The sequence below is a fragment of the Ruegeria sp. AH12 genome, assembly GCF_056541465.1.
The window spans coordinates 15586-36184 of record NZ_JBQFYL010000016.1 but is presented as its reverse complement, the minus strand read 5'-3'; the positions used below and the strand labels follow the sequence as shown (position 1 = coordinate 36184).

23 protein-coding genes are annotated in these 20599 nt (G+C 59.7%); 10 read left to right on the top strand and 13 right to left on the bottom strand.

Annotated elements, in window-relative coordinates; all coding sequences use genetic code 11:
- Window positions 1-26: 26 nt before the first annotated feature.
- Both ACR0EL_RS18225 and rpsU read right to left on the bottom strand, forming a co-directional pair.
- On the bottom strand, window positions 27-1172 hold the full coding sequence (locus ACR0EL_RS18225; RefSeq protein ID WP_480501472.1) for a CAP domain-containing protein: 1146 nt from the start codon (window positions 1170-1172) through the stop codon (window positions 27-29).
- Between the two features lie 302 nt (window positions 1173-1474).
- A complete protein-coding gene (gene rpsU, locus ACR0EL_RS18220) occupies window positions 1475-1681 on the bottom strand; it encodes a 30S ribosomal protein S21 (protein ID WP_008207378.1) in 207 nt (68 codons plus the stop codon).
- 111 nt (window positions 1682-1792) lie between these two features.
- Here rpsU and ACR0EL_RS18215 point away from each other — a divergent pair, with 111 nt between their 5' ends.
- The 3 genes from ACR0EL_RS18215 to ACR0EL_RS18205 all read left to right on the top strand — a co-directional run bounded on the left by ACR0EL_RS18215 (window position 1793) and on the right by ACR0EL_RS18205 (window position 4621).
- The gene (locus ACR0EL_RS18215) at window positions 1793-2485 is read left to right on the top strand and encodes a COQ9 family protein (protein WP_480501471.1); all 693 of its coding nucleotides are present in this window, start codon (window positions 1793-1795) and stop codon (window positions 2483-2485) included.
- Window positions 2486-2542: 57 nt separating this feature from the next.
- A complete protein-coding gene (locus ACR0EL_RS18210; RefSeq protein ID WP_480501470.1) occupies window positions 2543-3529 on the top strand; it encodes an NAD(P)H-quinone oxidoreductase in 987 nt (328 codons plus the stop codon).
- Between the two features lie 108 nt (window positions 3530-3637).
- Entirely contained in the window at window positions 3638-4621 is a 984-nt protein-coding gene (locus ACR0EL_RS18205; protein ID WP_480501469.1) for a quinone oxidoreductase family protein, read from the top strand.
- A gap of 130 nt (window positions 4622-4751) precedes the next feature.
- Here ACR0EL_RS18205 and ACR0EL_RS18200 read toward each other — a convergent pair whose 3' ends face one another.
- From ACR0EL_RS18200 to ACR0EL_RS18165, 8 genes are all read right to left on the bottom strand, one after another.
- Window positions 4752-5225 (bottom strand): YHS domain-containing (seleno)protein, encoded by a 474-nt coding sequence (locus ACR0EL_RS18200; protein WP_353013544.1) that lies wholly within the window; start codon window positions 5223-5225, stop codon window positions 4752-4754.
- 101 nt (window positions 5226-5326) lie between these two features.
- The gene (locus tag ACR0EL_RS18195; protein ID WP_480501468.1) at window positions 5327-5683 is read right to left on the bottom strand and encodes a hypothetical protein; all 357 of its coding nucleotides are present in this window, start codon (window positions 5681-5683) and stop codon (window positions 5327-5329) included.
- Window positions 5680-6285 carry a glycerol-3-phosphate 1-O-acyltransferase PlsY gene (gene plsY / locus ACR0EL_RS18190; protein WP_480501467.1) on the bottom strand — a complete coding sequence of 202 codons (606 nt, stop codon included), beginning with the start codon at window positions 6283-6285 and terminating at the stop codon, window positions 5680-5682. Before plsY ends, ACR0EL_RS18195 begins: the two co-directional genes overlap by 4 nt.
- Complete coding sequence (gene pyrC, locus ACR0EL_RS18185; protein WP_480501466.1) at window positions 6285-7565, bottom strand: dihydroorotase; 1281 nt, start codon at window positions 7563-7565, stop codon at window positions 6285-6287. Before pyrC ends, plsY begins: the two co-directional genes overlap by 1 nt.
- Window positions 7562-7948, bottom strand: a complete 387-nt coding sequence (locus ACR0EL_RS18180; protein WP_480501465.1) for a hypothetical protein — start codon at window positions 7946-7948, stop codon at window positions 7562-7564. Before ACR0EL_RS18180 ends, pyrC begins: the two co-directional genes overlap by 4 nt.
- Entirely contained in the window at window positions 7933-8451 is a 519-nt protein-coding gene (locus tag ACR0EL_RS18175) for a hypothetical protein (protein WP_480501464.1), read from the bottom strand. The genes ACR0EL_RS18180 and ACR0EL_RS18175 overlap by 16 nt, the downstream gene beginning before the upstream one ends.
- Window positions 8448-9383, bottom strand: coding sequence for an aspartate carbamoyltransferase catalytic subunit (locus tag ACR0EL_RS18170; RefSeq protein ID WP_353013558.1), 936 nt, complete (start codon window positions 9381-9383; stop codon window positions 8448-8450). Before ACR0EL_RS18170 ends, ACR0EL_RS18175 begins: the two co-directional genes overlap by 4 nt.
- 340 nt (window positions 9384-9723) lie before the next feature.
- A complete protein-coding gene (locus ACR0EL_RS18165) occupies window positions 9724-9900 on the bottom strand; it encodes a hypothetical protein (RefSeq protein ID WP_480501463.1) in 177 nt (58 codons plus the stop codon).
- Window positions 9901-10141: 241 nt separating this feature from the next.
- On the opposite strand from ACR0EL_RS18165, the gene ACR0EL_RS18160 reads away from it, so the two are divergent.
- The 6 genes from ACR0EL_RS18160 to ACR0EL_RS18135 all read left to right on the top strand — a co-directional run bounded on the left by ACR0EL_RS18160 (window position 10142) and on the right by ACR0EL_RS18135 (window position 17632).
- Window positions 10142-10906, top strand: a complete 765-nt coding sequence (locus ACR0EL_RS18160) for a uracil-DNA glycosylase (protein ID WP_480501514.1) — start codon at window positions 10142-10144, stop codon at window positions 10904-10906.
- A complete protein-coding gene (locus tag ACR0EL_RS18155; protein ID WP_480501462.1) occupies window positions 10906-11502 on the top strand; it encodes a metallophosphoesterase family protein in 597 nt (198 codons plus the stop codon). The genes ACR0EL_RS18160 and ACR0EL_RS18155 overlap by 1 nt, the downstream gene beginning before the upstream one ends.
- On the top strand, window positions 11502-12122 hold the full coding sequence (locus tag ACR0EL_RS18150) for a LysE family translocator (protein ID WP_480501461.1): 621 nt from the start codon (window positions 11502-11504) through the stop codon (window positions 12120-12122). The genes ACR0EL_RS18155 and ACR0EL_RS18150 overlap by 1 nt, the downstream gene beginning before the upstream one ends.
- Window positions 12123-12128: 6 nt before the next feature.
- Window positions 12129-12671, top strand: coding sequence for a molybdenum cofactor biosynthesis protein B (gene moaB, locus ACR0EL_RS18145; protein WP_480501460.1), 543 nt, complete (start codon window positions 12129-12131; stop codon window positions 12669-12671).
- 105 nt (window positions 12672-12776) lie between these two features.
- On the top strand, window positions 12777-14225 hold the full coding sequence (locus tag ACR0EL_RS18140) for an efflux RND transporter periplasmic adaptor subunit (protein ID WP_480501459.1): 1449 nt from the start codon (window positions 12777-12779) through the stop codon (window positions 14223-14225).
- Between the two features lie 5 nt (window positions 14226-14230).
- On the top strand, window positions 14231-17632 hold the full coding sequence (locus ACR0EL_RS18135) for an efflux RND transporter permease subunit (RefSeq protein WP_480501458.1): 3402 nt from the start codon (window positions 14231-14233) through the stop codon (window positions 17630-17632).
- Here the strand turns inward: ACR0EL_RS18135 and ACR0EL_RS18130 are convergent.
- Entirely contained in the window at window positions 17629-18048 is a 420-nt protein-coding gene (locus tag ACR0EL_RS18130; RefSeq protein WP_480501457.1) for an NUDIX hydrolase, read from the bottom strand. The genes ACR0EL_RS18135 and ACR0EL_RS18130 overlap by 4 nt on opposite strands.
- A 4-nt stretch (window positions 18049-18052) precedes the next feature.
- Window positions 18053-18865, bottom strand: coding sequence for a protein-disulfide reductase DsbD domain-containing protein (locus tag ACR0EL_RS18125; RefSeq protein ID WP_480501456.1), 813 nt, complete (start codon window positions 18863-18865; stop codon window positions 18053-18055).
- A gap of 145 nt (window positions 18866-19010) precedes the next feature.
- On the opposite strand from ACR0EL_RS18125, the gene ACR0EL_RS18120 reads away from it, so the two are divergent.
- Window positions 19011-19565 carry a YqgE/AlgH family protein gene (locus ACR0EL_RS18120; RefSeq protein WP_480501455.1) on the top strand — a complete coding sequence of 185 codons (555 nt, stop codon included), beginning with the start codon at window positions 19011-19013 and terminating at the stop codon, window positions 19563-19565.
- Here ACR0EL_RS18120 and ACR0EL_RS18115 read toward each other — a convergent pair whose 3' ends face one another.
- Window positions 19566-20513 (bottom strand): L-threonylcarbamoyladenylate synthase, encoded by a 948-nt coding sequence (locus tag ACR0EL_RS18115; protein WP_480501454.1) that lies wholly within the window; start codon window positions 20511-20513, stop codon window positions 19566-19568.
- Window positions 20514-20599 lie beyond the last annotated feature (86 nt).

The window sequence follows — 20599 nt, the reverse complement described above, 5'->3', positions numbered from 1 at the left end:
CTCGCGCCCTGCCCAAGTGCCAGCCGTTAGGCGACGTCCATCATGCATTCGCCACCCATTGGAGTGAAGATCAGCATGTCATCATCGTCGGTGAAGCCCGCGACGGGTTCTTCTGTCGGCGGCGTTGCGTCATCGCCCGCTTCCGGGATCAGGATCAGACCGTCATCCATTGGTACGTCACCACCAGGTTGCGCGGCGGGTAGTTCGATATCGATCCAGTCGAAATCATCGACCAGTGCCAGCACCTCGTTCAGGAATTCTTCCAGCGCCGCAACGAAGGCTTCGATATCGAAACCGTTCTCAGCCGTTGGTTCAGGCGTTTCTGGCTCTTCAGGCACCTCTGGTTCTTCCGGAGTCTCAGGTTCCACAGGTTCTTCGGGCTCCTCTGGCGTTTCGGGTTCCACGGGAGTCTCTGGTTCCTCCGGCGTTTCCGGCTCTGCAGGCGTTTCCGGTTCTTCTGGCGTTTCCGGCTCCGCAGGCGTTTCCGGTTCTTCTGGCGTTTCCGGCTCCGCAGGCGTTTCCGGTTCTTCTGGCGTTTCAGGCTCTTCCGGTGTTTCCGGTTCTTCCGGAGTTTCAGGTTCAGTTGGTGTCTCTGGTTCTTCTGGAACTTCCGGCGTCTGAGGTTCCTCGGGTGTCTCAGGCTCTTCCGGTGTTTCGGGCTCTTCGGGCACCTCTGGTTCTTCGGGCATCGGCGTAGGTGTTGGGGTCGTGCCTGTATCCAGGTCCACCGTACCCGCTGTTGCGCCAAAGTTTTGCGTGACCATCACGGCGTCAAAACCCTGCATATCGCCCGTTTCGATCCCAATCCCGATATATTCAAAGTTCGGATTCAGGATATTGGCGCGGTGGCCTGGGCTGTTCATCAGGTTCTGATGCAGCTGTGCGACATCGTCGCTGATCCCCGGCGCGCCGCGCTCAGATTGCCAGGCGATGTTTTCACCTGTGCGCCAGCTGCCCGACAGATCAAACCCCGCAGCCTGCATCCGCTGGGTCGCGCTGGACCCGCCCGCGCCTGTATGGCTGAAGATATCGCGATCCAGCATCCAGGTGCTGTGATCCTCGGAAGATGCGTTCAGATTGGTTTCCAGCTGCAGCGGGTTCAGCCCGCGGGAAGTTCGCTCTTCATTAATAAGTGCGAGCATTTCTCGCTCGATTGTGCTTGCAGTCGACATAGTAGCCTCCGTTTTTGATTTGGTGTCTGGGTAGACGAGAGGCTGATACAAAGACCTTTCCTGTTGCGGATAGGTGGGCTGATCTGGCAGGCGAATTTGGGCATCGCTGTGCTACCAATGCGGGATTCGCTGCGCTGCAAAATGCCGGGCAAAATCCTGCCGGGGCTGAAATGGCAGCTTGTCGCACAGTGTCATACACGAGTCGGCAAGATCAAACCGGTCTTAGAAACGACAAACCCCCGGGCGGGGCCTCGGGGGTCGTCAAATAGTGTCATCCAAAGCTGGACGAGACGGGTCGCTGCTTAGAGCATACCTTCGCGCTGGGCTTTCTTGCGTGCCAGTTTACGGGCACGGCGGATCGCTTCAGCTTTCTCGCGCGCTTTTTTCTCGGACGGTTTCTCGAAATGTTGCTTCAGCTTCATTTCACGGAACACGCCTTCGCGCTGCAGCTTTTTCTTCAGGGCACGAAGTGCCTGATCGACGTTATTGTCGCGAACACTAACCTGCATGTGGTTGTCACCACCTTTCTAGATAGAGTTGCAAGGAAATTGCAGGAGTTGGCCGTATAGCAAAGCCGTTCTATCTTGTCTAGTACTGGCCCCGAACACCGGAGAACCGCCATGACAGTGACCTATGAAGACGCAAAACAGCAGATGCTGGACGCGATGCTTGCCCATGTTCCGTTTGACGGATGGTCCGAAACCAGCTTTCGCGCCGCCATTGCAGAGTGCGATCTGGATGACGGTCTAGCCCGGGCGATTTGCCCGCGCGGCGCGGTTGATCTGGCGCTGGCCTATCATGCGCGTGGGGACCAGATGATGCTGGATCGGATCAAATCTGAGGACCTCAGCGCGCTCAAGTTCCGCGAAAAGGTCGCTGCCGCCGTACGGTTCCGGCTTGAGGCGGTCGAAGACAAGGAACTGGTCCGCCGGGGCATGACTTTGTTTGCCCTGCCAATGCATGCAGGTGACGGGGCCAAGGCGGTTTGGGGCACCTGCGATCTGATCTGGGATGCATTGGGTGACACGTCGGATGACGTGAACTGGTACACCAAGCGGGCGACGCTGTCGGGCGTCTATTCCTCGACCCTTTTGTTCTGGCTGGGGGACGATTCGCCTGATCACCAGAAGACGTGGGAGTTTCTGGACAGGCGTATCGGCGACGTGATGCAGTTCGAAAAGCTGAAGGCGCAGGTCAACAGCAACCCGTTGTTCAAGCCGTTTCTGGCCGTTCCGAATTGGCTGGCAGGTCAGGTCAAGGCCCCGATGAAGATGCGAGCAGATTTGCCGGGCCTGCTGAATCCGCGCAAGTAGTCAAAGCTTGGCCTTTGCCCAGATGACAGCTAGGCATTGGGCAAAGGAGATTTGCCCATGACCCAGATGATGCGCGCTGTCGAAATCACTCAGCCCGGTGGACCCGACGTCCTGAAGCTGACCGAACGCCCGATCCCGACGGCCGGGGCCGGGCAGGTTGTTCTGAAGGTCGCCTATGCCGGGGTGAATCGCCCGGACGCTTTGCAACGTGCCGGGGCCTATGACCCCCCGCCCGGAGCCAGTGATCTGCCGGGGCTGGAAGCCTCGGGCGAGGTAGTTGCCGTGGGCGCAGGCGTCGAGGGCTTGGCATTGGGCGATAAGGTCTGCGCCTTGTTGCCCGGTGGCGGTTACGCCGAATACGTCGCCACACCCGCTGCCCATTGCCTGCCAGTGCCGGACGGGATGGACATGAAGCAAGCGGCTTGCCTGCCAGAGACGTTCTTTACCGTCTGGTCCAACGTGTTCACGCGCGGCGGTCTGAAACCAGGCGAGCGGTTCCTTGTTCATGGTGGGTCCAGCGGCATCGGAACCACTGCGATCCAGCTTGCCAATGCCTTTGGTGCGCGGGTCTTTGCAACGGCTGGCTCGGATGATAAATGTGCCGCCTGCCTGAAACTTGGGGCCGAGAAGGCCATCAACTACCGCGACGAAGATTTTGTGGGCGTCATGCGGGCCGAAGGTGGGGCGAACCTGATCCTCGACATGGTGGGTGGTGACTACATCCCGCGTAACGTTAAGGCTCTGGCCGAGGACGGGCGGCTGGTTCAGATCGCGTTCCTGCAAGGCCCAGTGGCAGAATTGAATTTTGCCCTGATGATGGTCAAGCGTCTGACGCTGACCGGCAGTACCTTGCGCCCGCAAAGTGATCTGGCCAAGGCCCGGATTGCACTGGACCTGCGTGAGGCCGTCTGGCCTTTGCTGGCCGCCGGTAAGGTTGCCCCGGTTATGGACAGCGAATTCCCCCTGGCCGATGCTGCGGCAGCGCATACCCATATGGAAAGCTCGACTCATATTGGCAAGATCGTTTTGAGCGTTGCAGGCTAGTGGCGATGCGCGGGGGTTGATCCGCGCGCAAACTCGCCACAGCACAAGCTCCTGATTGCCCTGTCACGCAAGCATGCTAGCTTGGGATCAGGCAAGAGGAGGTTCAGAATGCAGAATACTGCGCGCACAGTCGTTATCCACGAATTCGGCGGCCCCGAGGTCTTGCAGATCGAAGATCGGCCCTTGGGTGATCCCGGTCCGGGTGAGGTTCTTATCCGCCATCATGCCTGCGGCCTGAACTTCATCGATGTTTATCAGCGCACCGGCCTTTATCCGCTGGAGTTGCCACATGCGCTTGGGATGGAAGCATCGGGTGTGATCGAAGCGGTTGGCGACGGGGTCACCCATCTGACACCGGGTCAGCGCGCAGCCTATGCTGCCGCACCGTCGGGCGCCTATTGCGAAGCGCGGGTGATGCCGGCGGCTCAGGTCTGTCCGTTGCCAGACGGCATTTCATTCGAAGCGGCGGCGGCGATGATGCTGAAGGGCATGACCGTTGAATATCTGTTCCACCGCACCACGCCTTTGCGTCGCGGGGATACAGTGTTGTTCCACGCTGCGGCCGGGGGTGTGGGCCTGATCGCCTGCCAATGGGCGAAATCCGAAGGCATCACTCTGATCGGTACTGCCGGTACGGATGAGAAATGCGCGCTGGCCCAGTTCAACGGCGCATCGCATTGCATCAACTACCGCACCGAGAACTTCGTCGAACGCGTGGCCGAGATCACCAATGGGAAAGGCGTTGACGTGGTGATGGACTCGGTCGGCGCCGACACGTTCGAAGGGTCGCTGGACTGTCTGAAACCGCTCGGGATGATGATCTCATTCGGCAATGCTTCGGGGCCGGTTCCGCCTGTGAATATCGGGATCTTGGGGCAGAAAGGATCGCTCAAGATCACCCGCCCAACCTTGTTTACGCATATCGGCGATCATACGATCTGTCAGGCGATGGCGCGGCGGTTGTTTGGTAAGGTCGAAGGCGGCGAGGTCAAGATACATATCGATCAGCGCTTCCCTCTGGATCAGATCGCCGACGCACATCGCGCGCTTGAGGCGCGTCAGACTACGGGCAGCACAATCTTGGATGTCTGAACAACAAAACCCGGCGACACGCGCCGGGTTTTGATCAATCTGGCGGGTTACAAAGCGTATTCCGTTCAGAGTGGGATTTGAGCGCGGCAGGAACATCTCTGTTCCCACCGCAAAAGTTGCCGAATACGGGTTATTGCTGCAGTTCGGCCGGAGCTTTGTCTGCAATGTTCTCCCAGTTTGCGCTGGCCTGTTCGATGAAGCCCGGAATGTCGCCTTCCCAGCGTTCCTGGATGTCTTGCGACAGGTTCAGGTACAGTGTGTTGTCAACAATCTTCCAGTGGTTCGGGTCACCATCAAACTTGAAGCCCATCGCTGCACCGAAGGCGCAGTAGCCGCCGTAAGCAGGCAGATACGCTTCGGGGTTCGCTTCAAACGCGGCTTTGTTTTCCTCGGATGAGAAGCGGTACATCGCATCATCATGCAGCGTGGTGATGCGGTAGTCGCCCTTGGTGGCTTCACCTTCGGTAAAATACGCAACCGGGTCATAGCCCTGCATCGCTAGCCCGGTCGAGCTGGCATTGATTTCTACGCCAGCTGCAAGGGTTGAAGTTGCCAGAGCAACAGACAGCGCAACGCCACCGATCAGAGATTTAAACGTGTTCATAGCTTCACCTTTCGTGAAAGAGGATGCGCTTGGTCGCCGTAATTGCGATTTGCGATCCCGGATTTTGTCCTGTGCGACCGGTAATTGGCCGTCACAAAACCTCAGGTGGGAAGCCGGATGTTCACGTTCAAAGCAATCAATTGTGATTGTGCAGAGGCGCAGAGATGCTGTTCAGAAATGTGGTTGGGTCGGCCTTCGGGTGTCAGCGCCAGAACAAAGGCGACGACCTTTTGGGTAGGCATTTCGCAAGGGCGTAGCAACGCACCGCTGTTGCGGGTTTGGTAAAGGTTCAGGCTGATATAGTCCGTGCCACCGAGCTCATGCGCCACAAGCTTATGGGATCGGTTTCCTGCCGTGACCTGGCGTGAGACGACATAGCGCCGATCATGGGCGCGGCCAGTGAATGTGCCCAATGGCAATGCGAAAAAAGCGCGGGTAAACGCGTCGGTCGCAGTCACGGTTTTCCGATTTTGGGCTCAGTCCCCGCCTTGATGCGGGCTACATTGGCGTTGTGGCGCCAGTAGACCAGCAAGGTAAGCGCAATACCCAAAACGAAGGTGGAACCATCCGTCAGCACCACGATCCAGGTGGTCGACAACGCAGCCGCCGCCAGTGAGCCGATCGAGGATATCCGCCAGATCGCCGCCGCAACCAGCCACGTCAGACAGCAGGCAACACCGACCCGCCAATCCAGCGCCAGCCAAAGGCCAAGGAAGGTGGCCACGCCCTTACCGCCCTTGAAGTTTAGCCAAACGGGATAGCAATGACCCAGAAACGCCATCAGCGCGGCAATCTGGGCTGCGTCTTCACCGGCAAAGGCGCGCGCCAGCAGAACCGCAACTGCGCCTTTTGCGGCGTCACACAGCAGGGTCAGGGCGGCGGCAGCCTTGTTGCCGGTCCGCAACACATTGGTGGCCCCGATGTTGCCCGACCCGATCTGGCGCAGATTGCCCAGCCCCATAAGCTTGGCCAGGATCAGGCCAAAGGGGATCGAGCCCAACAGGTAGCCCATGGCCGCCCACAGCAGCAATTCGGATTGTGTACTGTCAATCAGGGGCATCAAGTTCTCCGGTAGACTTCTTTGCCGGCCACATAGGTCGCAATGACCTTACCTTGCATCCGCTGCCCGTCAAATGGCGTGTTTTGCGATTTGGATCGGAGTGTAAACCGGTCCAGCACAAACGGAATATCAGGATCAAATAAAACCAGGTCGGCTGGCGCATCTTTGGACAAACGACCACTGTTCAAACCCAGGCGTTTGGCCGGGTTCAGGGTCATGGCACGGAACAGGGTCGGAAGGTCCAACTGGCCCGAATGATACAGGCGCAACGCTGCCGGCAGCAATGTCTCCAACGCAACCGCGCCCGATGCAGCCTCTTCAAACGGCAGGCGTTTGCTTTCCTCGTCCTGCGGGGTGTGCATGGAACTGATCGTGTCGATCAGACCGCTTCGCACCGCCTCAACCACCGCTTGTCGGTCATCTTCTGACCGAAGCGGCGGTTTGACTTTGAAGAAGGTGCGATAGTCGGCCACGTCCAACTCATTCAGCGTCAGATGGTGGATCGAGGTTCCGGCGGTGATGTCCAATCCGTTGCGCTTGGCGCGCTCTAATGCGGGCAAAGCGCGGGCCGTGGTGATCTGATCTGCGTGATAGGCTGCGCCAGTCATCTCTAGCAATGCGATGTCACGGTCCAGCTCCATCCGTTCCGCCCGGGCTGAAACTGCGGGCAGGCCGCGCAACGCGGCGAACTTACCGCTGGTTGCAGCAGTCCCGGCGCTGAGGCCCGGTTCCTGCGGATGCGCAATCACCAACGCCCCGCACGACCGTGCATAGGTCAGCGCGCGAGAGAACACCTTGGTGTTGGTCACCACATGATCGCAATCCGTAAAGGCCACCGCACCGGCATCCATGAGAAAACCGATCTCGGTCATCTCGCGCCCTTCGCGTCCCTTCGTCAGGGCAGCCATTGGTAGAACGTTCACAGGCGTATCAGCCTGGGCGCGGCGTGTAGCAAATTCCAGCGTTTCCGGCGTGTCGATGGCAGGTGTGGTGTCAGGGCGCGTAACCATCGTGGTCACCCCACCCGCCGCTGCCGCGAGACCTGCGGATTTATAGCTTTCCTTGTGCCGCTCGCCCGGCTCACAAACTTTAACGCCGATATCGACAATGCCAGGGGCTAGGCATTTGCCATTGCAGTCCACGACCTGCCCATCCACCGCGGGGGCATCGCCGTTGCCCTTAGAAACGATCCGCCCGTCCGCGACATGCAGCCATCCGGTCGAGTCCAGCCCGGTTTCAGGATCGATCAGGCGCGCGTTGGTAAACAGAACGGTGCTCATGGCAAGGCCCTTTCGATAGCGGCTTTGGTGGCGGTTGGATCCGCTTGGTATTTGATCAGATGTTTATCGCCGTTTTTGGTCACAAGTTGAACGAAGCTGCCCATGGTGTTCACGGCCTCGATCTGGGTAAGTGCGACCTTGCGCGGGCCGGGGCCCGTTAGCAAAGTATCGGTCATTTCCCATTTGGCCGTCAGTTCTTCCGAGGCCAGATACCAAGCGCGCAGGCCGATGGCGGCCAGGCCAGCTGGTGCGCCGGTCCAGACATAGGGGTTGCCGATCAGCCAAAGTACGGCCATCGCCCCGGCCATTGCAACGGCGGCCAGCCAGGCGTTGGTGCGAATATACGCGCCCTTGTCGGGGGTGAAGATCACAAGATCAGCCACAGGGCACCTCCGATCACCATCAATATGAACAAGGCCAGCGCGGCCGATCCCATTCGGCGCGGCCTGTCGTCTTGCGCCGGTGTCTGCGGCGCCGAAAACGGCTTGGCGCTTTCGGTTTCGATCCGACCGCCACTCCAGTTTGTGGCATCTTCCGTGAACAGACCAATCAGCTGCACGCGCGGATCGGAGGCAAGCACCGCAGGCTGTCTTTTGAACGCGGCGCTGCGCAGAGCCATGACCCAGCCTTCGACTGCATCAAGCGCCACGCGATCCAGTTGGTCTTCGGACACGCCGCACCCGTCGTTCAGATACCCCCAAAGGCCCAGGTCTTCGAGGTCGGACACAGGAAAGATGTCGATCTGTTCAGGGTCCAGATCTGCAACCCCTAAAACCTGACCAGCGGCACCCGGTTCGCGCAGGAACTTGGCCTCTTCCGGGCGCATGTGCAGTGCAAACAGGCGGATGACGCCACGTTCGTGGGGAAGGACGGTCAGGTCGCTCATGCGGCCTCTCGCAGGTTGCGGGCCAGCAGTTCCATGGCGGCCATGCGGACGGCGACGCCCATCTCGACCTGTTCCTGAATGACCGATCGGTTGATGTCATCCGCCAGCGTACCGTCGATCTCGACCCCTCGGTTCATTGGACCCGGGTGCATGACGATGGCGTCGGGTTTGGCTTGCGCAAGCTTGACTGCATCAAGGCCATAGCGGTGATAATACTCGCGCTCTGACGGGATGAACCCGCCATCCATCCGCTCTTTCTGAAGGCGCAGCATCATGACGACATCCACATCCCGCAGGCCTTCGGTCATATCGTCATAAATCTCGGCCCCGAACTCGGCGAATTGCGCAGGCACCAGCGTGGGTGGCCCGATCAGACGGATGCGGTTCTCCATCTTGCCCAGCAGGATCAAGTTCGAACGTGCCACGCGGGAATGGGCCACATCGCCGCAAATGGCGATGTTCAGGCGGTGCAAACGACCCTTGGCGCGGCGGATGGTCAACGCATCCAGCAGCGCCTGTGTCGGATGTTCGTGCCGCCCGTCGCCTGCATTCAGCACAGCGCAATTCACCTTTTGCGCCAGCAGATCGACTGCGCCAGATTGTGGATGCCGCACCACCAGCAGGTCGGGATGCATCGCGTTTAATGTCATCGCTGTATCAATCAGGGTTTCGCCCTTTTTGATCGAACTGGCCTGCATCGCCATATTCATCACATCTGCACCCAGACGCTTACCCGCGATCTCAAAGCTCGCTTGCGTGCGGGTCGAGTTTTCAAAGAACATATTGATCTGGGTCAGCCCGGACAGCACATCCGAGTGCTTGGTCGACTGGCGGTTCAGATCGACATAGGTCTCAGCAAGGTCGAGAATGGCGGTGATATCAGATTGCGACAGATGCTCGATGCCAAGAAGGTGACGATGGGCGAAACGCATGGGCGGGCTCCTGTCTGACAATCGGACCGCTTATAGAAAGCTGCGCCGGGCAAGGCAACCTAAGGTTCTGTGCTGTCGGGCAGTTTCTGGCATCCACCTTCGGGCAGGCATTGTTCACCCGGTTTGCACCATTTGCCGTACCCGCAATCGATGGCTTTGACCGGGACACAGCCCTGATTTCTGGAGCATTTAAAACCCTGGCGGCACTGAGACCCGGTTTTTTCGCACAAGTACCATCCAGGACGCGAGCATCCACCTTGCGGCATGCAGTAAGATCCGCGCACGCAGATCCGGCCATCAGAGCAGGGCTGCGGCAGGTTCAGATCAATATCTGGGCGGATCAGTTCGCATTTGCCACGGCCATTGCAGCGGCTCCCACTAGGGCAATCGAGGCTGGAATTGCAGGCATTTGCACCTTGTGGTGCACATCGCGCTCCGCCTGCGACACAGCGTTCAAACGGGCCACAGCTGCGCCCACCGCCGCAATAAGTGCCGCCCAGCGGGATGCAGTGGCCATCAAAGCTGCACCTCTGCCCGCCCGAACAACAGCGGCTGCCACAGGCGAATTGACCCCCGCGGCATTGGTCATTGCCGATGGAAGGCTGTGCCTGCAGCGGGCCTGCCGGGGTGCTGAGAAGCAGAGCAATCAGAAGGAATCGCAAGATCGATAGCATAACAGGATCATGGTCGGTGCGACCCAGCGCCGTGGCAAGGTCTATTCGCTTTCCATCGGTCAAAAGCCGGTTAGATTGTGGGGTATGGAATCGGGCATGGACTATCACACCGCACGGGCGCTGTTGGACTGGCAGATCGAACTGGGCGTGACCGAGGCGATTGGCGACGCGCCGGTCGACCGCTACGCGCTGCCGGATACTGCGCCCAAGTCCAAGAAACCGGCAAGCCCCGCGGCCGCGCCGGAGAAAGCCATGCAGGTTGACCCGGTCGCCATCGCAAAGTCCGCAGCACAAAGCGCCGGATCACTGGATGAATTGCGCGCGGCGATGGACGCATTTGAGCATTGTGAGCTAAAGCGCGGTGCGCGGCAGTTGGTGTTTGCCGATGGTACGGCTGGTGCGCGTGTGATGATCATCGGAGAGGCTCCGGGCCGGGATGAAGACCGCGAAGGTAAGCCCTTTGTCGGGCGGGCAGGTCAGTTGCTGGATCGGATGTTGGCGGCGATTGATCTGGATCGCACGCAGAATGCCTATATCACCAATGTGTTGCCCTGGCGTCCCCCGCAGAACCGCGATCCGAAGCCGGAAGAGATCGGTATGATGAAGCCGTTTCTGGAACGCCATGTGGCGCTGGCCAAGCCCGAGGTTCTGGTGGTGATGGGCAATATCAGTTGTCAGGCTGTCCTGGGCAAACGCGGCATCACACGGTTGCGCGGTACTTGGGAACACGCGCTGGATTTGCCGGTGATCCCGATGTTCCACCCCGCCTACCTACTGCGCCAGCCGCAGATGAAACGAGAGGCCTGGGCCGATCTTTTGGAGTTGAAAGCAAGGCTGGGGGCAGGGTGATGCGCATTCTGGCTTTCTCAGACCTTCATATGGCGCGCAACCGGGCGGCTGATCTGGTGGAGGCCAGCGCGCAGGCCGATCTGGTGATTGGGGCCGGGGATTACTGCAATATGCGCCAGGGACTGGGCGAGGCGATGCAGATGCTGTCGGGTATCTCGGCCCCGCTGGTGCTGGTGCCGGGAAATGCGGAAAGCGCGGATGAGCTGACCGATGCTGCGCCAGATAGCGTCCATGTCCTGCATGGCACCGGAATGACGGTCGACGGGATACACCTGTTCGGGCTGGGTTACGGGGTGCCTGCAACGCCGTTTGGCGAGTGGTCCTGCGATCTGTCCGAGCCAGAGGCTTCGGAACTGCTGGATCGCTGTGACACTGCCGATTTTCTGATCGTGCATTCTCCGCCGAAAGGGCACGGGGACGTGACATCGCAAGGTATCTCCGTCGGCTCGGTGGCCGTGCGCGATGCCGTGGAACGGCTTCAGCCCAAGCTGGTCTTCTGTGGTCACATCCATGACAGCTGGGGGTATCGTGGTAGTCTTGGACGAACGCAGATCGCCAATCTGGGGCCCAAAGTGAACTGGTTCGAGGTGTCGTGATGATCGAGACTGTCACGCTGCTGACATTCATCCCGGCGGCGCTGGTCCTTAATCTCACGCCGGGGGCGGACATGATGTTCTGCTTCGGACAGGGCCTGCGATCTGGTGCAAAACCTGCCTTGGCGGCCAGTGCCGGGATATCGGCGGGCTCTTTTGTCCATGTTTTGCTGGCAGGTTTGGGGTTGGGTGCAGTGGTATCGACCATCCCATGGGTATTCGATGTTATCCGTTGGGTGGGCGTTGCTTACCTACTTTATCTTGCTTGGGACGCGTTCCGAAACGGCAACTTGCCGATTGAGAGCGATGTCAAACCAACGCGAATGGCCTTTCGCGACGGTATGGTGGTGAACCTGACCAATCCCAAAGTCATCTTGTTTGTGCTGGCCTTCATACCGCAATTTGTGGATCCCGCTTCGGGCTCGATCCTGGTGCAGTTCCTGATCTTCGGCATGATTATTGCGCTGGGTGGCTTTGTTGTGAACGGTCTGGTCGGGGTTTTTGCCGGGGGTGCGGGAAAGGTGCTGGTTTCAAACCCCCGCGCGTCGCGGGTTATGGGCTGGGTCACCGGAGGCATCTTCACGGCCCTTGCCGTCCGACTGGCAATCATGGAAAGGACCTGACCCCGCATGTCGCGCATTGATGAAACCAAAGTTTTTATCCCTGTCCGCATTGCTGTCCTGACGGTCTCAGACACGCGATCAATCGAACAGGACCGGTCTGGCCAAACGCTGGTCGATCGGATCGAAGCGGCGGGTCATGCCGTTGCAGATCGGCAGATCTTACCCGATGAGCGAGCGCAGATCGCTGATCAGTTACGCATATGGATCGCGGACCCTCAGATCGATGTTGTGATCTCAACCGGAGGCACGGGCCTGACCGGGCGCGATGTCACGGTCGAGGCGCATCGCGACGTCTATGAGAAAGAGATCGATGCCTTTGGAACCGTCTTCACCATTCTGTCGATGGAGAAGATCGGAACCTCTGCCGTGCAGTCCCGCGCCACAGGCGGTGTTGCTGGCGGCACCTATCTGTTTGCCCTGCCGGGCAGCCCGGGTGCGTGCAAGGATGCATGGGACGGTATTTTGGAAAAACAATTCGACTACCGCCATCGCCCCTGCAACTTTGTGGAAATAATGCCGCGATTGGACGAACATCTGCGACGGAAGTAGACTGGTCCTACGTTTAACACCTTATAACCGCATTGTGGCTTGGCATATTTCACGGTCCAGCTACATTTTGCGCAAGGCAGCCCATTGCAACCGGGGTAAGTGAGAATGCGTTTTCTAAGGCAGAGTCTTGTCGGTGTCTTTCTGGCGTCGCTGACGTTGGCTTTGCTGTTTGTCGCTGTCCAGATGATCACAGGTGCTGTGCAAGACGTGATTGCGCGCGACACCGCAAAACCCCCGGCGCGCGAGCGTGTGTTTACAGTGTCGGTCAGAACAGCCGAGCTACAGACCGTAACGCCCTATCTGGAGGCCTTTGGTGAGGTGCAAAGTCGCCGCCGGCTTGAACTGCGCGCGGCGCTGGGGGGGCGTGTGATCTCACTCGCCGATGACTTCGAGGATGGCGGGACGGTCACGGCGGGTGAAATTCTGGTCGAGCTGGACCCTGCGGATACGCAATCCGCCTTGGACCGGGCCAAATCCGATCTGCTGGATGCCCAGTTCGAGGAGCGCGATGCGGAACGATCCCTGCTGCTGGCGCAGGATGAGTTGAAATCGGCAGAAGCGCAGGCTGAGCTGCGTGAACGTGCCCTTCAACGGCAACGCGACCTGGAATCCCGAGGTGTGGGCGCGACTGCGAGCGTGGAAGAGGCCGAATTGTCTGCCACCTCGGCCCAGCAATCTGTTCTGGCGCGTCGTATCGCCCTGGCGCAGGCTGAATCACGTGTGGATCAGGCCACAACACTACTAGCGCGTGCGCGGATTGCCCTTGAAGCGGCAGAACGCGATCTGGATGATATGACCATTCGAGCCGGGTTCGGCGGTACACTGACCGATGTCACATTGGTAGAGGGGCGCTTGGTTTCGGCCAACGAAAAACTGGCTGAGCTGGTAGACCCTGATGCGTTGGAAGTCGCCTTTCGGGTTTCGACGGCCCAATTTGTCCGATTGCTGGATGAAGATGGCACCCTACTAAACGCTCCGGTAACGGTGTCGCTTGAGGTGACGGGGGCCGACCTGACCGCAACAGGACGGATCAGCCGCGACAGCGGATCAGCGGGTGAGGGGCAGACAGGTCGTCTGATCTTTGCACGATTGGATAGCGCCTCGGGCTTCAAACCAGGGGATTTTGTGACGGTCACCGTTCAGGAACAGGCGGTCGACGCCGTTGTGCGTTTGCCCTCATCCGTTCTAGACGCGGCGGGCACGGTTTTGGTGCTGGGCGCGGATGACCGTCTGGAAACCTTACCGGTGCAATTGATACGACGGCAGGGTGATGAGGTTTTGCTGCGCGGCGCCGGCCTGGAAGGCCGCGAGGTTGTGATTGGCCGCACGCCGCTGCTGGGTTCCGGCGTGCGCGTGCGCCCCCTGCGGGTTGAGGAAAGCGCCGACGCGGATATGGTCGAGTTGACGGATACGCAGCGCGCGCAGCTTGTTGCACAGGTTGAGGCCAGCGAAGGTATGCCTCAGGATGTCAAAACCCGAATGTTGGGTCAGTTGGAAGCGGCGCAAGTGCCTGCCTCGCTGGTCCGTCGTATTGAAAACCGGGCCGGGGGATAAGCGCTATGATGCGCGAAATCCCAAGCGCGGCGGGCGGCATTCTCAGTTATTTCACCCGGCACCGGACGGTCGCCAATTTGCTGCTGCTGGTCATGCTGGTTTTGGGGGCCGCGGCGATCCCGAACATGCGCGCGCAGTTCTTTCCGGATGTCATTCTGGAACGGGTCGATGTCGACGTCGAGTGGGAGGGCGCGGGTCCCGAGGATGTTGATAACGGGATCGTTCAGCTGCTGGAGCCCGAGCTGCTGGCGGTCGAGGGCGTAGCCAGTACCACAGCCACTTCACGAGAAGGGTCGGCGAACATCCGGCTTGAGTTCGAAGCCAACTGGGATATGTCCCGCGCCGTCGAAGATGTTCGGACCGCTGTTGATAGTGTCACCAGCCTGCCCGAAGACGCCGAAGAACCCTCGATCCGGCGGGGGGCGTGGCGTGATCGTGTGACCGATGTTGTGATCACCGGCCCAGTAGCGCCTGACCAATTGGCGAAGTTTACCGATGAACTGATCAACAGGCTGTTCGCTGCGGGTGTTACGCGCACCACGATCCGCGGCTTGGCCGCGCCGCGTGTGGTAGTGGAAGTTCCGACGGCGCAGTTGATCGCAAACGACATTGCCTTGTCTGACATCTCCTCGGCCATTGCGGCTGAGGTTAACGCCAGCCCAGCCGGGGATGTCACGGGCGCCAATGCCCGTATCCGAACAGGTTCGGAGAAGCGCACCCCGGAAGAGATCGAAGGCATCGCACTGCGCAATTTTGCAGACGGATCCAAACTGTTCGTGGGCGATGTCGCACAGATCCGGGTTGAAGGGGTTGATCGCAATCGAAGCTATTTCGTGGGCGAAGATCCGGCCATGTCCATCCGGGTGGATCGTTCTAATCTGGGCGATGCCATCGGCATTCAACATCAGGTCGAAGACGTGGTGGCCGAGATGCAGGCCAGCCTGCCCGAAGGCGTCACGGTCGAGTTGATCCGAACGCGGGCGCAGTCGATCACAGACCGGCTGGACATTCTGATCGACAACGGCCTTGTCGGGCTTGGGCTGGTTGTGTGCCTGCTTTTTCTGTTCCTCAATGCGCGGATTGCTTTCTGGGTGGCCGCAGGCATTCCCGTCGCGATGTCAGCCGCCATTGCGCTGATGTACCTAGGCGGACTGTCGATCAACATGGTCTCTTTGTTCGGCCTGATCATCACCCTAGGCATTGTGGTGGACGACGCGATCGTCGTGGGCGAACACGCTGATTTTCGTGCCCGCCGTCTGGGCGAACCGCCCATGGTTGCGGCTGAACGCGCCGCCCGACGGATGGCCATGCCGGTATTCGCAGCGACATTAACAACCGTGATCGCGTTCTTCGGCCTGACCCTTGTCGGTGGTCGGTTCGGAGAGTTGATCCGGGATATCCCATTCACAGTGATCGCTGTACTTGCGGCCTCGCTGATCGAATGTTTCCTGATCCTACCCAACCACATGGCCCATGCGATCGCCCATTCGGCGAAGGAGCATTGGTACGACCTGCCCAACCGGGTGGTCAACCGCGGGTTCCGCTGGGTGCGGGATCGCCTGTTCCGGCCCTTCATCGCCTGGGTGGTCTGGGCACGCTATGTGGTTGTCGCCTTGATGGTTGTCATTCTGGCCAGCCAGATTGCATTGTTCATCCGTGGCGACGTGAACTGGCGGTTCTTCAACGCACCCGAGCGCGGTTCGGTTACCGGCAACTTTATCATGGCCGAAGGGGCGACCCGGTCCGATACGTTCGAGATGATGCGCCAGTTGCAGCAAGCCGCTGAAGAACTGGGCGCAATTTACGAAGAACGCCATGGCCGCAACCCCATCGATTATGTTCTGGCTGAGGTTGGCGGCAGCGCCGGTTTTGGCCTGTCTGCCGCCGAAGGCAAGGATGATGATCTGCTGGGCGGTATCTCGATCGAACTGATTGATGCCGACTTGCGCCCCTATTCCAGTTTTGAGTTTGTGGGCGAGCTTCAGGATTTCGTGCCCCGCCATCCCAAGGTCGAGCTGATCAGCTTCCGAGGCTGGCGGTCTGGCCCAGGTGGCGATGCCATCGACGTGCAGTTCTACGGTTCCGATGTGAACACGCTCAAGGCTGCGTCTGAGGACCTTCAGACTGAACTGTCAAAATACCCCGAGGTTTCGGCGCTTGAGGATAATCTCGCTTATGACAAGGAAGAGTACATTCTTGACCTGACCGCGCAGGGGCAGGCTTTGGGCTTCCGCATCGAAACTCTGGGGCGCGTATTGCGCAACAGGTTGAACGGGATCGAGGCTGCGACCTTCCCGGACGGGCCACGCAGCGCTGAAATCAGGGTGGAACTGCCCGAAGGCGAGCTGACGGCTGACTTCCTGGAACGCACCCTGATGCGCACACCCGACGGGGTGTATGTGCCGCTGGCCGATATTGTCTCGGTCGAGCGGAAATCGGGCTTCTCGACCGTACGGCGCGAGAATGGGCTGCGGGTGATCTCGGTGAATGGCGACATTTCCGAGGATGATCCGACCCGCGCGGCCGAGATTGAACGCGCGCTGAACGAAGAGATTCTGCCCAATATCGCTGCTGAACGACAGGTAGAATGGCGCATGGCGGGGCTGAGTGAGCAGGAAAACGAGTTCCTCTCCGAGGCGCGCACGGGCCTGATTCTGTGTTTGACCGGGATTTATCTGGTGCTGGCCTGGGTCTTTGCCAGTTGGTCCAGACCTCTTGTGGTGATGGCCATTATCCCGTTTGGCTTGGTGGGTGCGATCTGGGGGCATTATATCTGGGATGTGCCGCTGAGCATGTTCACGGTTGTTGGCCTGCTCGGCATGACCGGGATTATCATCAATGATTCAATTGTTTTGGTGACAACCATAGATGGCTATCAGCAGGAACGCGGTCTGGTCCCGTCGATTGTCGAAGGCACGGCTGACCGGTTGCGCCCGGTGATGCTGACGACGCTGACGACAGTGTTGGGCCTGACGCCGTTGCTGTATGAAGGTTCTCAGCAAGCACAATTTTTGAAGCCAACTGTGATCACTCTGGTCTACGGCTTGGGTTTCGGCATGTTGCTGGTTTTGGTTCTGGTTCCTGCCTTGCTGGCTATTCTGAATGACGTCTCCCGTCCGATGACAGCCATGCGCCGGGCCATGCGCGCGCCGGATCGGGTGATGCAGGGCGCTGTTGCGGCCACCGGGGTCGTGCTGATGCTGTGGTTTGCAGTGACGATGGTGTGGCCTGCAGTTGCTGGTGCACCGATGGGCATACTCTCTGCGCTCTACCCGGACGAGGGCGGAGCGGGTGTCTTCGATATGGGGCTGGGTGCGTTTTTGGCAGGAGCACTCCCGATACTGGCGCTCAGCTTTGCAGCGTCCGGATTGCTTTATGTGCGGCTGAAAGGCCGGGTTGGCACTTAGCCCACGCGCAGGGCTCGTTCCAAAAGCTGAGGCACGCGCGCGCTCATCTGCAAGTCGCCCTGACGTATCTGCTCAATCGGAAACCAGCGCGCGTCCAATGCGTCATCTCCGGCTTTGGGCTCGCCGGACTGATAGCGGCAGGCCACGCCGATGAGCAGGTAGTGTGAGATGACCTCTCCTGCCTCATCCCGTCGCAGCAGATCCAGATTGCCCAGATAGTGCAGCGGTTCCGCGGTGACCGAGGTTTCTTCGAACAGCTCGCGCTGCGCTGCCTCAAGAACGGTTTCGCCCCATTCCACATGGCCGCCGGGGAAACCCCACAGCCCCCGGTCCGGCTGTTTGCTGCGTTGCACCAGCAGCACCTGATCTTGATGCAGCACGACGGCCAGCGCGCCGATCTTTGGGGATTGGCTCATGTGATCAACCCGCGGTGCAGCCCTGAATATCTACGGCGTGGTTTGCGCCCAGAACCGTGATCCGAATCTCGGACCGATCCAACGCGAAGGGCGCGCCCGAGGCGTTGATCACCTCAGCCGTAGCGATTAGCGTGCCGCCCTGACGCACTGTTTCAGGCTGCGAGGCCCAAAGCACCGGATTGCCCGGTTCGATCACCGCTATTTCCTGTCCACCTGCCGAGGGCATGGTCACGCGCGCTTCGATCTGCATGCCGTCTGCCGTAGGTGTCAGGCTGCATCGTGCAGCTGAAACATTGGCCTCTCTCGCGGAAAACGGGCGTTGGGCCAGTGCTGCGGCGATGGCCGGGTTGCGCTCGGCCTTGGCATCCAGAGTATGGTCGAAATCCAGTCTCTCGGGGATGCAGACATCCTTGCAGACGCCCAAATCCATCTCGCCGCGCAGGCGAACAGGCTTGGCAGGGTTTTTCGGCGTGATCTCGACCGGCAAAACCAACTGATCCTCGTACCCGATGGATTGCAGGCCTTTCTGGTCAAACACATTCGGTGCAGGCCATGTGATCGACACGTCGCCAACATTGCGCGACCCGGTCCAGTCAAATTGCGGCGGAATCCCCGCATCCCCCGGCGCGCGCCAATAGGTTTTCCAGCCATCCTGCAAGGTCAGGCGCAATGCCCCCAGATAGGTGCCGTTGGTGGTCCGACCCCCATCCAGAACGTCCAGTTGGACGACACCATCCAATTGCTGCGCCGGGGCAGGCGAGACGGCACACAGGCAAGCCGCAACAGCGGCCGTGACGGGTTTCTTGAACGCGATCATGCCCTATACATGCGCGGTACGCAGATGAAATCCAAGTCACGTTCGGTTCACCGGACTGAAATCTGCCAAAAACTTCTGTGCCATCTTGCCAATCCCTGCACCGCAAGGTCATTGTTGAGGTGCCATTTGAAAGAGACCCCGCCCCATGGACCTGACCGGAAAACTGTTGATTGCGATGCCCGGCATGGGTGATCCGCGCTTCGACCATTCGGTTGTTTATATGTGCAGTCATGGTGATGACGGCGCGATGGGCTTGATCGTGAACAAACCCTCAGACCTGCGGATCAAAGCCTTGCTAGGGCAACTGAACATAGCCTGTCGTATTCCGGTGGTGGGGGAACGGTTGGTGCATTTTGGCGGCCCGGTCGAGATGTCGCGCGGCTTTGTCCTGCACAGCGCCGACTACGATGCCAATCTGCACTCGCTGCAAATCTCGGAGTCTTTCAGCATGACCGCAACGCTCGATGTGCTTGAGGATTTGGCCTCTGGCCGGGGCCCACTGAATTCAATGGTCACGCTCGGATACGCAGGTTGGGGTCCCGGACAGCTGGAGGATGAGATTGCCATGAATGGCTGGCTGACAGCTGAGGCGAGCGCGAAACTGGTGTTCGATGTCCCCGATGATGATAAGTGGGAGGCCGCGCTGGCCACGCTGGGTGTTGATCCACTGACCCTGTCGGCCAGCGCCGGGCGTGCGTAATCAGCTATCGCGCGGCGCCGCAGCACGGCGCAGGCGGTCATTGATAGCAGCCCCAAGCTCGTGATCGGGTATCGGGGATACAGCAATCGGTCGGCCCGTTTCATTCAAGCTGTGCAATGCGGCGAACAAATTGGCGGCGGCTTCGATCAGGTTTCCACTCTCAGAAAGGTTCAGGTCGCAATCGACCGGACCAAAGCCAAGTAAAACCTCCTCGCCCTGCTTCGACTGAGCGTTCAGGCGGACGGGCGCGTCCGGGGCGTAGTGGGATTGCAGTTGTCCCGGTGCGGTCAAGTGGCCCCCGGCTTGGTGCATGTGCAGGCGTGTGTTGAGGGCGGCTTCGATATTCTCAAGCGCGATACCGCCCGGGCGCAATAGAGTGGGCTCCCCGGCCAATCCAACAATGGTCGATTCCAGCCCGACACCACAGGGACCGTCATCCAGAATGGCAGAAATCCGGCCGCCAAGCCCTGCGCGGACATGGTCAGCGGTAGTCGGGCTGATCTGGCCGGATGGATTGGCGGATGGGGCTGCCACCGGGCCGTCAAAGGCAGCCAGCAGGTCCCGGGCGGTTTGGTGGGCGGGGACGCGGACAGCCAGTGTTTCCAACCCTGCAGTGACCAGCGGAGAGATACCGTGACCATCACGCAAGGGCAGAACCAGTGTCATCGGTCCGGGCCAGAACGCATTGGCAAGCGTTTCTGCATGGTCTGACCAGTCGACAAATCGTCGGGCTGCCTCGACCGAGGCGACATGGGCGATCAGCGGGTTAAAGCTGGGTCGTCCCTTGGCCTCATAGATCTCAGCGACTGCCTCGCCGTTCCGGGCGTCGCCACCGAGGCCATAGACGGTTTCGGTTGCAAAGGCGACCAGCAAGCCCTGCCGCAAAAGGTCTGCGGCCCGTGCGATGCCGTCTGGGTCCGCTGTCAGATCGAGAGTCGTTGGGATCATGTCTGGTGACGCCGCGTTTCGGTTGCTCGGAACATAGGGAACGTTAGGTAATGCTTCCAAGCCTTGATGCATACCGGTGCAGTGTC

What these genes read in the sequence shown, in the direction of transcription:
- ACR0EL_RS18225 (WP_480501472.1), bottom strand. Translation starts at nt 1,172, where the DNA reads ATGTCGACTGCAAGCACAATCGAGCGAGAAATGCTCGCACTTATTAAT.
- rpsU (WP_008207378.1), bottom strand. Translation starts at nt 1,681, where the DNA reads ATGCAGGTTAGTGTTCGCGACAATAACGTCGATCAGGCACTTCGTGCC.
- ACR0EL_RS18215 (WP_480501471.1), top strand. Translation starts at nt 1,793, where the DNA reads ATGACAGTGACCTATGAAGACGCAAAACAGCAGATGCTGGACGCGATG.
- ACR0EL_RS18210 (WP_480501470.1), top strand. Translation starts at nt 2,543, where the DNA reads ATGACCCAGATGATGCGCGCTGTCGAAATCACTCAGCCCGGTGGACCC.
- ACR0EL_RS18205 (WP_480501469.1), top strand. Translation starts at nt 3,638, where the DNA reads ATGCAGAATACTGCGCGCACAGTCGTTATCCACGAATTCGGCGGCCCC.
- ACR0EL_RS18200 (WP_353013544.1), bottom strand. Translation starts at nt 5,225, where the DNA reads ATGAACACGTTTAAATCTCTGATCGGTGGCGTTGCGCTGTCTGTTGCT.
- plsY (WP_480501467.1), bottom strand. Translation starts at nt 6,285, where the DNA reads ATGCCCCTGATTGACAGTACACAATCCGAATTGCTGCTGTGGGCGGCC.
- pyrC (WP_480501466.1), bottom strand. Translation starts at nt 7,565, where the DNA reads ATGAGCACCGTTCTGTTTACCAACGCGCGCCTGATCGATCCTGAAACC.
- ACR0EL_RS18175 (WP_480501464.1), bottom strand. Translation starts at nt 8,451, where the DNA reads ATGAGCGACCTGACCGTCCTTCCCCACGAACGTGGCGTCATCCGCCTG.
- ACR0EL_RS18170 (WP_353013558.1), bottom strand. Translation starts at nt 9,383, where the DNA reads ATGCGTTTCGCCCATCGTCACCTTCTTGGCATCGAGCATCTGTCGCAA.
- ACR0EL_RS18165 (WP_480501463.1), bottom strand. Translation starts at nt 9,900, where the DNA reads ATGGCCACTGCATCCCGCTGGGCGGCACTTATTGCGGCGGTGGGCGCA.
- ACR0EL_RS18160 (WP_480501514.1), top strand. Translation starts at nt 10,142, where the DNA reads ATGGAATCGGGCATGGACTATCACACCGCACGGGCGCTGTTGGACTGG.
- ACR0EL_RS18155 (WP_480501462.1), top strand. Translation starts at nt 10,906, where the DNA reads ATGCGCATTCTGGCTTTCTCAGACCTTCATATGGCGCGCAACCGGGCG.
- ACR0EL_RS18150 (WP_480501461.1), top strand. Translation starts at nt 11,502, where the DNA reads ATGATCGAGACTGTCACGCTGCTGACATTCATCCCGGCGGCGCTGGTC.
- moaB (WP_480501460.1), top strand. Translation starts at nt 12,129, where the DNA reads ATGTCGCGCATTGATGAAACCAAAGTTTTTATCCCTGTCCGCATTGCT.
- ACR0EL_RS18140 (WP_480501459.1), top strand. Translation starts at nt 12,777, where the DNA reads ATGCGTTTTCTAAGGCAGAGTCTTGTCGGTGTCTTTCTGGCGTCGCTG.
- ACR0EL_RS18135 (WP_480501458.1), top strand. Translation starts at nt 14,231, where the DNA reads ATGATGCGCGAAATCCCAAGCGCGGCGGGCGGCATTCTCAGTTATTTC.
- ACR0EL_RS18130 (WP_480501457.1), bottom strand. Translation starts at nt 18,048, where the DNA reads ATGAGCCAATCCCCAAAGATCGGCGCGCTGGCCGTCGTGCTGCATCAA.
- ACR0EL_RS18125 (WP_480501456.1), bottom strand. Translation starts at nt 18,865, where the DNA reads ATGATCGCGTTCAAGAAACCCGTCACGGCCGCTGTTGCGGCTTGCCTG.
- ACR0EL_RS18120 (WP_480501455.1), top strand. Translation starts at nt 19,011, where the DNA reads ATGGACCTGACCGGAAAACTGTTGATTGCGATGCCCGGCATGGGTGAT.
- ACR0EL_RS18115 (WP_480501454.1), bottom strand. Translation starts at nt 20,513, where the DNA reads ATGATCCCAACGACTCTCGATCTGACAGCGGACCCAGACGGCATCGCA.